This is a genomic window from Paraburkholderia kirstenboschensis (assembly GCF_904848585.1).
GTDB classification, from domain to species: Bacteria; Pseudomonadota; Gammaproteobacteria; order Burkholderiales; family Burkholderiaceae; genus Paraburkholderia; species Paraburkholderia kirstenboschensis.
In genome coordinates, this window is the sequence record NZ_CAJHCR010000028.1 from 16,601 (window position 1) to 29,697 (window position 13,097).

General features: G+C 60.0%; 9 protein-coding genes and 5 pseudogenes. 4 read left to right on the plus strand and 10 right to left on the minus strand.

Features of this window, described 5'->3' with window-relative positions; translation table 11 throughout:
* The first annotated feature begins 224 nt into the window (after positions 1-224).
* On the plus strand, positions 225-983 hold the full coding sequence (locus JMY24_RS35600) for a winged helix-turn-helix domain-containing protein (RefSeq protein ID WP_128595287.1): 759 nt from the start codon (positions 225-227) through the stop codon (positions 981-983).
* Positions 984-1,201: 218 nt separating this feature from the next.
* On the opposite strand, the gene JMY24_RS35605 is transcribed toward JMY24_RS35600, so the two are convergent.
* The 4 genes and pseudogenes from JMY24_RS35605 to JMY24_RS35620 form a co-directional block, all read right to left on the minus strand.
* Positions 1,202-1,627 (minus strand): MFS transporter, encoded by a 426-nt coding sequence (locus tag JMY24_RS35605; RefSeq protein ID WP_128595288.1) that lies wholly within the window; start codon positions 1,625-1,627, stop codon positions 1,202-1,204.
* Between the two features lie 9 nt (positions 1,628-1,636).
* Positions 1,637-2,002, minus strand: a complete 366-nt coding sequence (locus JMY24_RS35610) for a hypothetical protein (protein WP_128595289.1) — start codon at positions 2,000-2,002, stop codon at positions 1,637-1,639.
* Between the two features lie 34 nt (positions 2,003-2,036).
* A pseudogene (locus JMY24_RS35615) lies at positions 2,037-2,168 on the minus strand (IS3 family transposase); the annotation flags it as partial.
* Between the two features lie 110 nt (positions 2,169-2,278).
* Positions 2,279-2,551 (minus strand): hypothetical protein, encoded by a 273-nt coding sequence (locus JMY24_RS35620; protein WP_128595290.1) that lies wholly within the window; start codon positions 2,549-2,551, stop codon positions 2,279-2,281.
* Between the two features lie 588 nt (positions 2,552-3,139).
* On the opposite strand from JMY24_RS35620, the gene JMY24_RS35625 reads away from it, so the two are divergent.
* A complete protein-coding gene (locus JMY24_RS35625) occupies positions 3,140-3,958 on the plus strand; it encodes a formate/nitrite transporter family protein (RefSeq protein ID WP_201703878.1) in 819 nt (272 codons plus the stop codon).
* 366 nt (positions 3,959-4,324) lie between these two features.
* Positions 4,325-4,873: pseudogene (locus JMY24_RS38890) on the plus strand (ABC transporter permease); the annotation flags it as partial.
* Positions 4,874-4,991: 118 nt separating this feature from the next.
* Here JMY24_RS38890 and JMY24_RS35630 read toward each other — a convergent pair.
* Together JMY24_RS35630 and JMY24_RS35635 are read right to left on the minus strand one after the other, a co-directional pair.
* Positions 4,992-5,342, minus strand: coding sequence for a hypothetical protein (locus JMY24_RS35630; RefSeq protein ID WP_128595291.1), 351 nt, complete (start codon positions 5,340-5,342; stop codon positions 4,992-4,994).
* Between the two features lie 257 nt (positions 5,343-5,599).
* Entirely contained in the window at positions 5,600-5,887 is a 288-nt protein-coding gene (locus JMY24_RS35635) for a DUF4148 domain-containing protein (RefSeq protein WP_128595292.1), read from the minus strand.
* A 421-nt stretch (positions 5,888-6,308) separates the two neighbouring features.
* Between JMY24_RS35635 and JMY24_RS38895 the strand changes: the two are divergent.
* A pseudogene (locus JMY24_RS38895) lies at positions 6,309-6,585 on the plus strand (efflux RND transporter permease subunit); the annotation flags it as partial.
* On the opposite strand, the pseudogene JMY24_RS39785 reads toward JMY24_RS38895, so the two are convergent.
* The 4 genes and pseudogenes from JMY24_RS39785 to dctA all read right to left on the minus strand — a co-directional run.
* A pseudogene (locus JMY24_RS39785) lies at positions 6,550-7,604 on the minus strand (histidine kinase dimerization/phospho-acceptor domain-containing protein); the annotation flags it as partial. The pseudogenes JMY24_RS38895 and JMY24_RS39785 overlap by 36 nt on opposite strands.
* Positions 7,568-9,160: a methyl-accepting chemotaxis protein gene (locus JMY24_RS35645; protein WP_128595293.1), complete on the minus strand. Its 1,593-nt coding sequence runs from the start codon at positions 9,158-9,160 to the stop codon at positions 7,568-7,570. The gene JMY24_RS35645 and the pseudogene JMY24_RS39785, both read right to left, overlap by 37 nt.
* A gap of 118 nt (positions 9,161-9,278) precedes the next feature.
* Positions 9,279-11,567: pseudogene (locus JMY24_RS35650) on the minus strand (NADP-dependent malic enzyme); the annotation flags it as partial.
* 34 nt (positions 11,568-11,601) lie between these two features.
* Positions 11,602-12,957, minus strand: a complete 1,356-nt coding sequence (gene dctA, locus JMY24_RS35655) for a C4-dicarboxylate transporter DctA (RefSeq protein ID WP_128596841.1) — start codon at positions 12,955-12,957, stop codon at positions 11,602-11,604.
* Positions 12,958-13,097 lie beyond the last annotated feature (140 nt).

A 13,097-nucleotide genomic window follows, 5' to 3' on the forward strand; every position in this document is an offset into this window, starting at 1 on the left:
CGGGTCACGGAACGGCCGCCACCCTTTCAAAAGGCAAGTCGACGTCGGTGCGGCCGCAGCGAGCTGTTCGGACGCGAGAGGCACTGCCCGGTTCCGTGCTCGCCTGCTCGGCTTTGAGTACACTGTCCGTGCTCCGATGGCCCCGATTCCATGCTGTTAGACCCTGCAGCGAGATTGCTGGCAGGCCCTGACACGGCCATCGAGATCCGGACCCAGGTTGAGGAATGCGTGTTCTGATATATGAATGTGACGAAGTGCTTTTGGAGGTCCTTCGACAAGCCTTGCGCTCGAGACATTACGCGGTCGACTGTGTGTGCAGCGGGCGGGATACCGAGCTCTCGCTCAAAACGGGGGTTTACGACCTCATCATCTTGGGCATTGAGGGACAGCGAGACAGCCTTTCTATCCTGCAGGCGTATCGCGCCGCCGGCCACAAAACGAACGTCATGGCTATAAGCTCACGAGACTCTGTAGCTGAGCGGACTGCCGCATTTGATGCTGGCGCCGACGATTGCATGGCAAAGCCCATCGATTTGGACGAACTGCAGGCAAGAATTCGTGCGCTCCTGAGGCGGCGTGCCGGACAACTGAGTTCGGTCTCGTCGCACGGCGCACTCACACTTGACGACGCTTCCTGCCATACGTGGTACGACGGCGAACTCGTGACGTTGGCTGCGAGGGAGTACGCGCTGGTGCGTATCATGCTCTCGGAGCCGACACGCTTCTTTTCGGCGGCTGAACTGGAAGCGAAGGTTTACGGGTGGGGTGACGAGGTGCAGAGTAACACTATCCAAGTGCACATACGCAACCTGCGAAAGAAGCTCGGGAACGAGTTCATCGAGACGCGCTATGGCGCTGGATACCGGCTTGCGCTCGCGGATACGACACCCCTTACGGCGGCCCCCGATCTGAAGAGAGGGGAGCGTACGTCGCGCGCTGGCCGCGAAGAAAAGGCGCGCCCTGCGAAAGTCGCAAAAAGCTGACTCTGTGCTTGCGGCCCCGCTTCTGTTCGAGCGTAAGCGCCGCGTGGCGCTCAGCGGCAACGCTGCGGACTTACTGCAGAAATTTCGAGCGTGCTACAACGCCGGGACGAACGGGTAGTCATCACGTCAGGTTCACAGAATATTTTCAACATGATTCGCCAAGTCATACACCCATCCTTATTGCGACACGACCCTGTGCGACTCTGTCATTCGCATCGCTAGGCTGAAGGGGCACACCGCAGGCGCACGCCGATAATGCGCCGCGTACAGACCACCGCGCTACATACCACCACGACGTTGATCGCGAAGCCCATATGGATTGGATGCACGATAGCGGCCTGAGCGCTGGCAAGCGCGGCATCGCCGGTGCTCGCAACGACTCGCGCCAAGCTGCGCGAGAAGAGCGTGCCGGTCGTCGCCGTTCCGAGCACGCCGCCCACCATCCGCGTCGACTGGATCTGCGCCGTCGTGATGTCGAAGTGTTGACGTCCGCTCAATTCCTGCGCAAACACGTTGAGGTTATTGAAGATGAAGCCGAGCCCGATGCCCACCGCGCCCATCGATGCAGCGCCCAACGCATGCGGGCTTGTGCTGTCGAGCATTGCCGCGTCGATCAGCGCAAAGCCAACAGTGACGATCATCATCGACGAGCGCTAACGTGTGACGATGCGCGTATTCGCCAGGCTTCCGATCGCAAGGAACACCGATAAGGGCGTAACCGCAATGCCGGCCACCTGCGGCGTCATGCCGAAGCGCGCTTGCAGCCGCAGCGGCGTAAAGAACAGCAGCGAAAACATTGCAAAGGCGGCGGTAAAGGACAACAGAAGCAGCAGCACGAAATTGCGCTCGGCGAACAGGTCAATCGGCAGAATGGGCTGCGCATGGCGCTTTTCCCACTTGTACAGCATGACGCAAGACCCAATTGCAATCGCGGCGAGCGTCAGCGTCGACCGGGCAAGCCCCTCAGGGGGCAACCGCTCGATGCCCATTTGCAGCGACGCGAGCAGGACCGATAGCAACGCTGCGCCTATCCAGTCAATCGACGTGCACTTGCAGTCGCTTCTTCCAGTCCGGGATCCGGTTCTGCTGGGCCAGCTCAGCCAGCGTCTTGTCGCCCTTGAGCGCCGCAAGTGCCGCCTTTGCCTTGAACGCCGCTGAGTGTGTCCGTCGGTTTCGTCTCGTCATCTTCCGGTTCCTTGTCGCCGGCCGTTATGACCGACTCACGCCCCAGCATTTCCACCCAACGAACTGTCCGAATTCTCGCGCCACCCCTACTTTCGTGCTTGTGCTTGCATTCAAGAACCAAAGTAAATCGGTTTCATGCCGTCATTGCCGTCCGGACGAATCGACGAACGGATCTCATGATCGATTCGATGGACCATCCGTTCCATCGAACGAAGCGGATGATGTGAACCTGACGCCGATGTGCCATCGGCAACACCACCGTAGCCGGGCGCATTGGCGTTCTGCACGGCGACTCCGGTAAGAGGCGCGTTCGATTGAGCAAACGAAACAGCCGGGACGGCGAATACTGCGGCAAGTGCAATGGCTTCGATGAGCGATTTCATGATGAACCTCCGGTCAAAGTTTTGGCTCCGAACTGTCAGTCGGAGCCGGAACCAAAGTCTAGGGAGGTAAACCACTGAAATTAAGTCCTGTTTGCACAAGTCTCTATTGTGCCTTTGGGGTAGACCCAGGCAGACAATCAAAATATTCAGGTGAAGGCGGCGGCGAGCGTAACCAACCGGTTGCGGTTCTTTTCCGGCCTGCTTTTCCGGATGAAAGGCGCGTCGATCATGGGTTCCGGCGGCCGCACGCGAATGGGCTGGAATCCCTCTCACATAGAACATGCGGTGCGCGAGCTTTCCAGCGCCTTCAGGAAACACCTTTCAGCCGGTAAGCCCACCGGGCAGTAACTCAAAGAACACCTCCCCATTTAAGCAAGCGATCTTTAGGTCGAACGCCCTTTCGATGCGTCCGCAACCGAAAGGAGTACAGAAGCCGGCCACCGACAGGAATACAGCATCATGAAGTGGCTGATGTTAACTTTTTAGGCCGGTTTGGTAATGAAGAAGAACTTATACCGACCTATCATGTGCGCTAGTTTGTCACTCCCCCCGGGTAGCCGATACGGGGGATTCTTTTCCGGAGCAGTGATGTACGCAGACAGTATTGATAAGTTCTCGAAAGCCGGTGCGAAAAAAGTATCGGTCGTTCTCCGCTCGCCGCTCTCTTTCCTTATCGGCGCGGCAATGGCTGGCGCCTATATCGGGTTCGGCGACATTCTTATGTTTTCAGTTGGCTCGCATGTCGATCCAGCTTATGTGCACCTGATCATGGGGGGGGTTTTCGCGTGTGCCCTCACCATCGTGGTATTCGCTGGCTCCGATCTGTTTACCGGCACGGCGATGTATATGCCGCTTGCTGTATTCCGGGGCGAGACAGGCGTGGGCGGCATGGTCCTGGTATGGGTGACATGCTGGATCGGCAACCTGATCGGCGCTGTCGTGCTCGCGGTGATACTGCACGCAGCCGGAGGGGGAGTACTGCTATCCGATGGTTCAGAGATTTTTTTCAAGACGGTCGAAACGAAGATGGCGACGCCAGGGGTTCCGTTGTTCGCGAAGGGCCTCCTGTGCAACTGGCTTGTCTGCCTGGCGATCTGGATGGCAGCTCGCACGGACAATGACGGTGCAAAGCTGGGACTGATCTTTTGGCCGGTGTTTGCGTTTGTGGCCAGCGGCTTTGAGCACAGCGTCGCAAACATGTTCGTGTTTGCGCTTGCGCTAATTGGTCAGCACCCGGCCAATGTCACGTTTGCCGGTGCTTTGCATAACGAACTTTATGTCACGCTAGGCAATCTGGCCGGTGGCGGGATCTTCGTTGGCCTTGGCTATTGGCTGCAAGAGAACGACCTTGGTCGTCCTTCGAAAGCCCGCACAGCGGTGTCCGCGAGCGGCGTTCGCATCAACTGACCCCGCCTTCGCGGATTTGCGCGTCAATGCCATGGTTTTTCGCCGACTTCTGATACAGCTGCCGCCGTAACTCTTTGATTTGTCGTGGGAGCGCGCGGGGCGATTAGCAGAATCGCTTGTAAAGAAGACATTGGTCCTTCGGCATTGCAGGTTGGCGCCAGAGTCGACGGATATAATGGGGAATTAAGAAATGCTTGCGTCTCTGTTTTGCCGTCGGCCGAGGCGCCGATTGCGTACAACGGGGGTGGATTTCAGCCGCACATTATCAGCTACAGCTGCGTGGCTGTACTACCGGTTCCCGCTCTGCCTGGGCGTGACGAAGAGATGCTGGCAGCAGGGCGTATTCGTCAAGGCGTTCGACGGGTGGAATTGTCCGCGTGCCTCAAGTGGATCGAGCCTTTCGATCCGACTGCGATTTTCGAGCAGATTATCGATCCGGTTGGTCAACGGTAGATCCTAAGGTGCGCTACTGACGCTCGTATCGGTCAAGCTGGAGGAGACCCGTCTTGGTTTCATCATCGGTTCGGTGGCGGGTGTGGTCTCCGGCAACGTGCTCACATGTACCGAGCTGCTCTCTGACGTGTTCAGCCTCTACATCAAGATTGCTAGTTCGATTCCGGCGCGTGGGGCTGGGCCCGCTGTTTGTCGTTGCGCCGGGGCTGGGCATGACGTCGAAGGCGGGTTGGGCGGTGCTGACAGTGTTCTTCGCCGTGTTCGCCAATGCGTTCCGTCGCGTGCGTGAAGGCGGACCATTATATGATTGCGAATGCGCAGATCCTTGGCGCATTGCGCCGTTAGGTCGGGATCTCCGTGAATCCCGTCTGCGGTCTGCTGCGTTCCCGCGAGGCGGCATCCGAGTTTCGGCTTCGCACTGGCGGCGCCGTGGTGGGCAAATTCCTTGGTGCGAAACAGGGGTGACCGGTTTGCTGAAGACTAGTTGTTGAGGGCCGTCGAGCAACGCCTGCTGAAGTGGCGGCCCTCAGCAGTTTGACGTCCGTCTGTTCTCGACGACGCGCCGACATTGCGAGGTCCGTCAATGCGACTCCACCACAAACGGTCTGCCGATGAAGCGAAGATGAAGCACGACAAGCCAGCGATGCGGACAATACGCCGAAATCGAAACGCACTGCGTTGACCACACGTGGGGCGTCGCGTGGCGGCTTTGCACCGCGAACTGGAATGCGGCGCGCGCAAACTGACGGATGACAATTACGCCGCCGGCGATCAGCGCGCCCGCCAACAGCCGGAACGGCGTGGTGGTGAAATAGGTCTGCGACACCGGAAACACTAGCAGCGCGACGCACGCCAGCACCTCGACACCCACGGCCGTGAGCGACGCGGCCATCAGATGGGCCCGCAACATGTCGACGGTGACTGGCTTCATGCCCTCCTCTCCCGACCTAACGAATGCGCGGCGCCAGCGCCATTCGCCGGACTAAGTACCGGACCGGCATTGCGCTAACGTGCCTTGCGATTGGTTGGCGCCCGCCGCGCTGGTACCACAGCGCCTTGCGTCCTGATCCCGGCGAGCCGGCGGCAACGTGTCCGCATAGCGATAGTAGCGATCCAGGCTGAAAAAACCTTCAGCAGACGCGCAGCCGCACTCGCTGCGACGATACGGCGGGCTGCGTCGGCACAGCATCATTCAGACGCCCCGGTGGGATGCGAGGCGGGCATGCCGCGTGTGGCCACTGCGCGCGCGCCATCCGTGCCGTGCTGGATCGCGTAGGTTTCGCGGTTGCGTGCAATCGTGGCAGCAGACGGCGGATAGTCATTGTCACGCGTCGGCACGAGTCCTTCGGCCTGCGCCTGCTTCAGTTGAGCGATGACGTCGGCATGCGTCAGTCCCGACGGGCTGGATTGAGCAAAAGCGCTGGCGCCGAACGGCAGGCTGAAGGCGGCAACGGCGACGGCAGCAAGCAGTTTCATAAGGTTTCTCGGGAAGTGGGAAAGAAGTGAGTGGTTTGAACCACGCTTCCCATTCTTGTCATTTCACATGTCGCTGCACTGACCCACGCATTACGTTTTTGTCATCTGCCCATTCCGGGCGCACCCGCCTTCGCCCCTCTCCCGCCCCGCCAGCCAGATAACAGACTTATAAAGCGAGGAGTGTGGCGGCCACGCCGTTACCGGTTGTCGTACGCCAGATCTTTATCGCCGGTCCGCTCTCGATATTGCGGACGCCGACGAACATGTTCCAGAAGATCAACATTCACGTGGGCAGCATCGTCTAGACGTACAACGGCTTTTCCGCACAGGACATGGCCAATCGCATCGCGTCCAACTACGAACGCGCACCGCCTTCGGCGTTGACGAGATCGAACATCGAGTCGCAATCGCTGAACGGGCGTCCATCGACATCATGACGCTCGGCGGCCTCGCACTGCCCGTGGGTATTCTCGTGGACGACTCCACCGTCGCGATCGAGAACATCACCGCACCATCTGGAACGGAGAGCCGCTGCATGACGCTATCCTGAACGGCTCGGGACAAATCGCCGTGCCGACCTTCGAGTCGGCACTGTCGATCTATATCTTGTTCGTGCGATGTTTCTGCTCTCGGGGGTCGCGCGCTATCTGTTCGTGCCGCTCGCGGAAGCCGTCGTGTTCGCGATGATTCCCCAGCACAATCTCGCCGCCGCGCGGCGTGTAGCGAATCGCGTTGGCGAGCAGATAGCTGACGGCACGCCTGAACAGTTCGAGGTCCGCCGTAAGCACGGCCGTGCCGTTGACGCGTATCGTGACATCGGCTTCCTCGGCGACGCCCTCGAGATATTCGGCGATGTGATTCAACTCCTGTCCCGCATCGAACTCGCGCATGTGCTTGATGAATTGCGGATGTTCCGCGCGAGCCAGAAACAGCACGTTCTCAATCATGCGCGACAGGGTCGCACTCTTCTACATTCGAGGCGAGCAGCGTTTCGTATTCTTCTACCGAGCGCGGCCTGACGAGCGCCACTTCGGCGGCGCCACGCATGTTGTTGAGCGGCGTGCGCATATCGTGGGCGAGGTCCGCGCTAAACCGCGACAGTCTTTGAAAGCCCAGATCCACGCGGTCGAGCATGGCATTCAATGCCGTCACCAGCGCCTCAAGTTCGCTCGGTACGCGTGTTGCCACAATCCGTGTGTTCAGCCGATTGACCGTCACGAGGTCGGCGCTCGCCGCAATGTCGCGCAATGGTCTTAGCGCCGCGCGGATCAGCACGCAGCTCAATAAAATCGCGAGCAGCATGCCGACCACGCCGGCCGCGTGTAGCTTGTCGCGGTAACGGTCCAGCAACAGCCAGTGTCGCTCATGTTGCGTGCGACCAGCACGCTGGCCACTTCTCCATGGCGCAACCGGACATCGGTCAGAACGCCGCGGATCGCCGCGCCATTGTGGTCGGTCCATTCGGCGATGTCGGCCTCAGTGATCCGCGCTGTGGCCGGCACATGGGTCAACGGCGGCACGAGGCTATTGAGTTGCCGATCGGCCCAGAGAACGTCTCGTTCGCGTTGTGTTCGATCGCCCGGTCCCCGTCCGGTCCGAATACTTCCATCGACATCACGTCATTGCCGAGTACGGTGCTGTCCAGACGTGCGCTGTGCTCGCGAATGCCTCTCGCCGTGTTCAATTTCTGGCCGAGCCGCCGCGCATGGCGGGCGGCCTGCCCGCTGAGGACATATTCGCAAGGTGGAAACGCCCAGCCGCGGCCTTCAGTCGATCGGTTTGCTCCGTCAGCGATGCGGCGGCGGCGGCCGCCTCCTCTACTAGAGCGGCGTTCTGTTGTGACATTTCATCCATTTGTGAAACCGCGCGATTGACTTCCTCGATGCCATCGCTCTGTTCGGCAGAAGCCGTCGCGATCTCATTCATGATCGACACGACGCGGCTCACAGCTGATTGGACTTCGCCCATGGTCGCACCGGCCTGTCCGACGAGGCGCGAGCCGTCGTCGACCCGACCGGCCGACGCATCGATTAGCGCTTTGATTTCTTTCGCCGCGCTCGCTGAGCGCTGTGCGAGCGTACGTACCTCGCCGGCGACCACGGCGAACCCACGACCTTCCTCTCCGGCGCGCGCTGCCTCGACAGCGGCATTCAAGGCAAGGATGTTGGTCTGGAAGGCAATGCCCTCGATGACACCGATAATTTCGTTCATCCTTTTTGCGCCGTCGTGAATGTCTCTCATCGCGGCAATGACCTGATTCACCACTTCTGCGCCGGCGCTGGCGGTGGCGTTCGTCGCTTCAGCCAGCTCGCGAGCTTCGCGGGCGTGCGCAGCATTCTGCGTGACAGCGCTGGTAAGTTCTTCCATGCTCGCCGCCGTTTCTTCGATGGACGCTGCCTGCGCTTCCGTACGCGCCGACAGGTCTGCATTACCGGCGGAAATCTGCTGCGTCGCGGCGGCGATCGACTCGCTCCCGCGCGCGATTTGCTCAATCATCGACGCGACGCTGCTTTGCATCTGTCCCACGCTTTTCACGAGACGGCCCATTTCGTCGTCCGTCTCGAAATGCAACTGCCGCGACATGTCACCCCGCGAGATTCGTTCAACGTGCTGCACTGTCAGCTCGATCGGACGCGCGATTGCGCGAAGCAGTGAGAAGCCGCACGTGATGCAGGCTAGCAATCCAACCGCGATCGCTATGGCCGTAAAGGTAAATAGCGTGTCGTAGCGGTCCTGCGCGGCTTTATAGCGCATGCCGCCCTGTTCGGTGCGAAATTTGTCGAGAGCTGCCGTCGTTTGCGTGAGCGTTGCAGCGAGCGGTGGCATGTCCACCATAGCGATGTGGTCAGCCTGCTCGTGGTCGCCATGGTGCATCGCATCCATCATTGGTTCGAGCGCACCATGCAGCATAGCTTCGCGGGCGTCGGCCACGGCCTTTGACAGAACCGCCTCAGCCGCGGATGCGGGCAGTGACCGGTATTGTTTCCAAGCTGCGTCGGAAATTGCAAGATAGTTGAGTGCCTTGTCGACCAACGCAGCCGTGTCCGATGCTTCCGGATGCAACAAAACACGGTCCAGCGTGGTACGCACGACAGTCAGGTTGAGGGTTGACTTGCCGAGCGAGGTAGCAGCTGCCACGTCGCTCATGTATGCCTGAGCAACCGCATTGTTTGACCCATGCATACCAGTGATGCCCAGTGCACCGCTCACCGCTAGCAACAGCCCGAGTAGCGTCAAAGTGGCAAGCAGACGGAACTTAATGGTGAGTCTCATGCTGATGTCCTTGAGGCGAAGGAATCTGTTATTTTTGTCGGCACCGAACTGCAGTAACTTGACTGTACCGTTCGAAACTTGGGTATCCCTCCATCTGGCGCGAACCATGTCTCATCGTCGCGCTGGCGTCCGCCACCAGCAGCGCTGTCATGTTGACGATGCGTCGAACCGTCGCAGAAGCCGTCAGTACGTGCACGGGCTGCGCCGCGCCCAGCAGCATCGGGCCGATGGCGATGTTGTTGCCCGCCGCCGTCTTCAGCAGGTTGTACGAGATGTTGGCCGCGTCGATGTTCGGCAGCACCAGCAGGTTTGCATCGCCTTCGAGCGTCGAGTCGGGCAGCACTTCGCGGCGCAGATTGGCGTCGAGCGCGACGTCGCCGTGCATTTCGCCGTCAACCTGCAACTCCGGCGCGCGTTCGCGCAGGATGGCAAGCGTATCGCGCATTTTCTGCGCGGTCGGTGCATTGCTCGAACCGAAGTTCGAGTGCGACACCAGCGCGACCTTCGGCTCGATACCGAAACGGCGCACTTCCTCGGCGGCCATGATCGTGATCTCGGCCAGCTGCTCCGGCGTCGGGTCCAGATTCACGTGCGTATCGACCAGGAAAATCTGGCGATTCGGCAGCACCAGCGCGTTCATCGCGGCATAGACGGCGCAGCCTTCGCGCTTGCCGATCACCTGGTCGATGAAGTGCAGGTGACGGTGCGTCGTGCTGATCGTGCCGCAGATCATGCCGTCCGCCTCGCCCTTTTTGACCAGCATTGCGCCGATCAGTGTGGTGCGGCGGCGCATTTCGAGCTTGGCCATCTGCTGCGTGATGCCTTTGCGGGACATCATCTTGTAATATTCCTGCCAGAAGTCGCGATAGCGCTCGTCGTGGTCCGTATTGACGACCGTGTAGTCCTGACCCGCGACCAGACGCAGACCGTAGCGCGCAATGCGCTGCTCGATCACGGCCGGACGGCCAATCAGGATCGGCTTGGCCAGCTTTTCGTCGACGATGATCTGCATGGCTCGCAACACGCGCTCTTCTTCGCCTTCCGCGAACACAATGCGCTTTTTCTCCGGCTCGACGCCGCGCGCCAGCTGGAAGATCGGCTTCATCGTCGTGCCGCTGTGATACACGAACTGCTGCAGATGCTGTTCGTACGCGTCCATGTCCTCGATCGGACGCTCGGCGACGCCCGAATCCATCGCGGCCTTCGCCACGGCGGGCGCGACCTTGACGATCAGACGCGGGTCGAACGGCTTCGGAATCAGATATTCCGGACCGAACGAGAGGTCCTGAATGCCGTAAGCCGTCGCGACGATGTCGCTCTGTTCCTGGCGCGCCAGTTCGGCGATGGCATTGACCGCCGCGATTTCCATTTCCCGCGTGACTGTGGTCGCGCCGGCGTCCAGCGCGCCGCGGAACAGAAACGGGAACACCAGCACGTTGTTCACCTGGTTGGGGTAGTCGGTGCGGCCCGTGCACAGCACGGCGTCCGGACGCACTTCCAGCGCCAGTTCCGGCAGGATTTCCGGCGTCGGGTTAGCGAGCGCCAGAATCAGTGGCTTGTCCGCCATCTGCTTGACCATGTCCTGCTTGAGCACGCCGCCTGCCGACAGGCCCAGGAAAACGTCCGCGCCGCCAATCGCCTCCGCGAGCGTGCGGGCCTCGGTTTCACGCGCGAAGCGTTCCTTGTCCGGGTCCATCAGTTCGACGCGGCCCTTATAGACCACGCCGGCCAGATCGGTGACGGTGATGTTTTCGAGCGGCAGCCCGATATCGACCAGCAGATCCAGACAGGCCAGCGCCGCCGCGCCCGCGCCGGAGGAAACCAGCTTGACGTCCTTGATGTCCTTGCCGACCACCTTCAAACCGTTCGTGATCGCTGCCGCGACGACGATTGCCGTGCCGTGCTGGTCGTCGTGGAAGACCGGAATCTTCATGCGCTTGCGACATTCGCGCTCGACGATGAAGCAGTCCGGCGCCTTGATGTCTTCGAGATTAATGCCGCCGAAAGTCGGCTCGAGCGCCGCGATCACGTCGACAAGCTTGTGCGGGTCTGACTCGTTCAACTCGATATCGAACACGTCGATGCCGGCGAACTTCTTGAACAGCACCGCCTTGCCTTCCATGACCGGCTTCGATGCGAGCGGGCCGATATTGCCGAGGCCGAGCACCGCCGTGCCGTTCGTCACGACGCCGACCAGGTTGCTGCGCGCCGTGAAGCGCGCGGCATTCAGCGGGTTCTCGACGATCTCTTCACACGCGAACGCGACACCCGGCGAGTACGCCAGCGCGAGGTCGCGCTGGTTGATCATCTGCTTGGTGGGGGCGATCGCGATCTTCCCGGGGGTCGGGAATTCGTGGTAATCGAGTGCGGCTTGGCGCAAGCTCGTCGTATCAGATTGCTTGGTCATGGCTGCAGTGCTCAGGAATTGTTGACAGGGTGACTCAATGAGTGTGGGGCCGGACAATCGCGTCTCCGGCAAGCGCGTCATTTATAGGCGCCTCTTCGGTCGACTCCAGCGCGTCGATGCTCGTATCAGTACGTTCGAGCATCGCGCGCGCCTTGTTAATATCAAGCGCGCCCTCCCATCGAGCTACCACAATGGTCCCGACCCCGTTGCCGATCAGGTTGGTGACCGCGCGCGCCTCATTGAGGAACCGATCAACGCCGAGCAGCAGCACCAGTCCAGACACGGGGATTTTGTGCATCGAAGCCAGCGTCGCAGCCAGCGCGACGAATCCGGCTCCGGCCACCCCGGCCGACCCTTTCGACGTCAGCAACAGCACGCCGAGCAGCAACAGCTGATCCCAGATCGTCAGGTGGATATTCATCGCTTGCGCAACGAACAGCGAGGCCATGGTCAGATAGATTGCAGTCCCATCAGCATTGAACGTATAGCCCGTTGGCAACACCATCCCGACTACAGGACGTGAGCACCCGAGCTTCTCCATCTTGATGAGCATTTGCGGGAGGACCGCTTCAGTCGAGGCTGTGCCGGCAGTAATGAAAATCTCGTCCTTGATATAGCGGAGATACTTCCACAACGACAACCCACTCATGCGCATGACGAGGCCAAGCACGACGACAACGAAGAAAATCGAGGTGAGGTAAAGGCACAGCATCAGCTGGCCAAACGACGCCAGCGTGCCGATCCCATACTTCGCGATGGTGAATGCCATGCCACCAAAGGCACCCACAGGCGCGACATACATCACGATTCGCACCACGCCAAACATGCCCTGGAGAAACATGTCGAGCATGTCGACGAATGGCGCGGTGCGGGGACCGAGCTTGGCAAGCGCGATGGCGAGCAGAAGCGAAAAGAAGATGATCGGCAGGATATCGCCGTTTGCGAATGCACCGACAATGCTGTTCGGAACGATGCTCATGAAGAACTCAAGCATCCCGTGCTGCTGCGCCGCGTGCGTGTATGTCGCGATCGCCGAGCTATCGATATGCGCGGGGTCGATGTTCATCCCGCTGCCCGGCTTGACGACGTTCACGACGACAAGGCCAACCGCAAGCGCAATCGTCGATGCAACTTCGAAGTAAATGACCGCTTTGACGCCGACCCGGCCCGCCTCATGAAGGTCGTTCATGCGGGCAATACCGACGACAACGGATGCGAAGATGATCGGGGCAAGCAGCATCCGGATCAGTTTGATGAACAGGTCGCCGAGTGGCTTGAGTTGGGAACCGACGTCAGGGTAGAAATGGCCGACCAGGACGCCGGCAATAATGCCAATCAGAACCTGTACATAGAGTCTGGAAAGAGCTTTTCTGATCTTTGAAACCCGCATGACTGTCTCCTATCTATGTGGCACTTTTCATGAAAATCAGGTCGAGCATCGCAGGGTGATCTACCGCTGCGGTAAGCACGACCCTATCTCGCCTGCTTTCTCTTTTTGTCGAATTCTTGAACGCTACGCCGACGGCTTTC

Excerpts from the sequence above, each read along its gene's own strand:
- dctA (WP_128596841.1), bottom strand. The coding sequence starts at position 12,957 with ATGCGGGTTTCAAAGATCAGAAAAGCTCTTTCCAGACTCTATGTACAG.
- JMY24_RS35645 (WP_128595293.1), bottom strand. The coding sequence starts at position 9,160 with ATGAGACTCACCATTAAGTTCCGTCTGCTTGCCACTTTGACGCTACTC.
- JMY24_RS35620 (WP_128595290.1), bottom strand. The coding sequence starts at position 2,551 with ATGAAATCGCTCATCGAAGCCATTGCACTTGCCGCAGTATTCGCCGTC.
- JMY24_RS35600 (WP_128595287.1), top strand. The coding sequence starts at position 225 with ATGCGTGTTCTGATATATGAATGTGACGAAGTGCTTTTGGAGGTCCTT.
- JMY24_RS35605 (WP_128595288.1), bottom strand. The coding sequence starts at position 1,627 with ATGATGATCGTCACTGTTGGCTTTGCGCTGATCGACGCGGCAATGCTC.
- JMY24_RS35635 (WP_128595292.1), bottom strand. The coding sequence starts at position 5,887 with ATGAAACTGCTTGCTGCCGTCGCCGTTGCCGCCTTCAGCCTGCCGTTC.
- JMY24_RS35630 (WP_128595291.1), bottom strand. The coding sequence starts at position 5,342 with ATGAAGCCAGTCACCGTCGACATGTTGCGGGCCCATCTGATGGCCGCG.
- JMY24_RS35625 (WP_201703878.1), top strand. The coding sequence starts at position 3,140 with ATGTACGCAGACAGTATTGATAAGTTCTCGAAAGCCGGTGCGAAAAAA.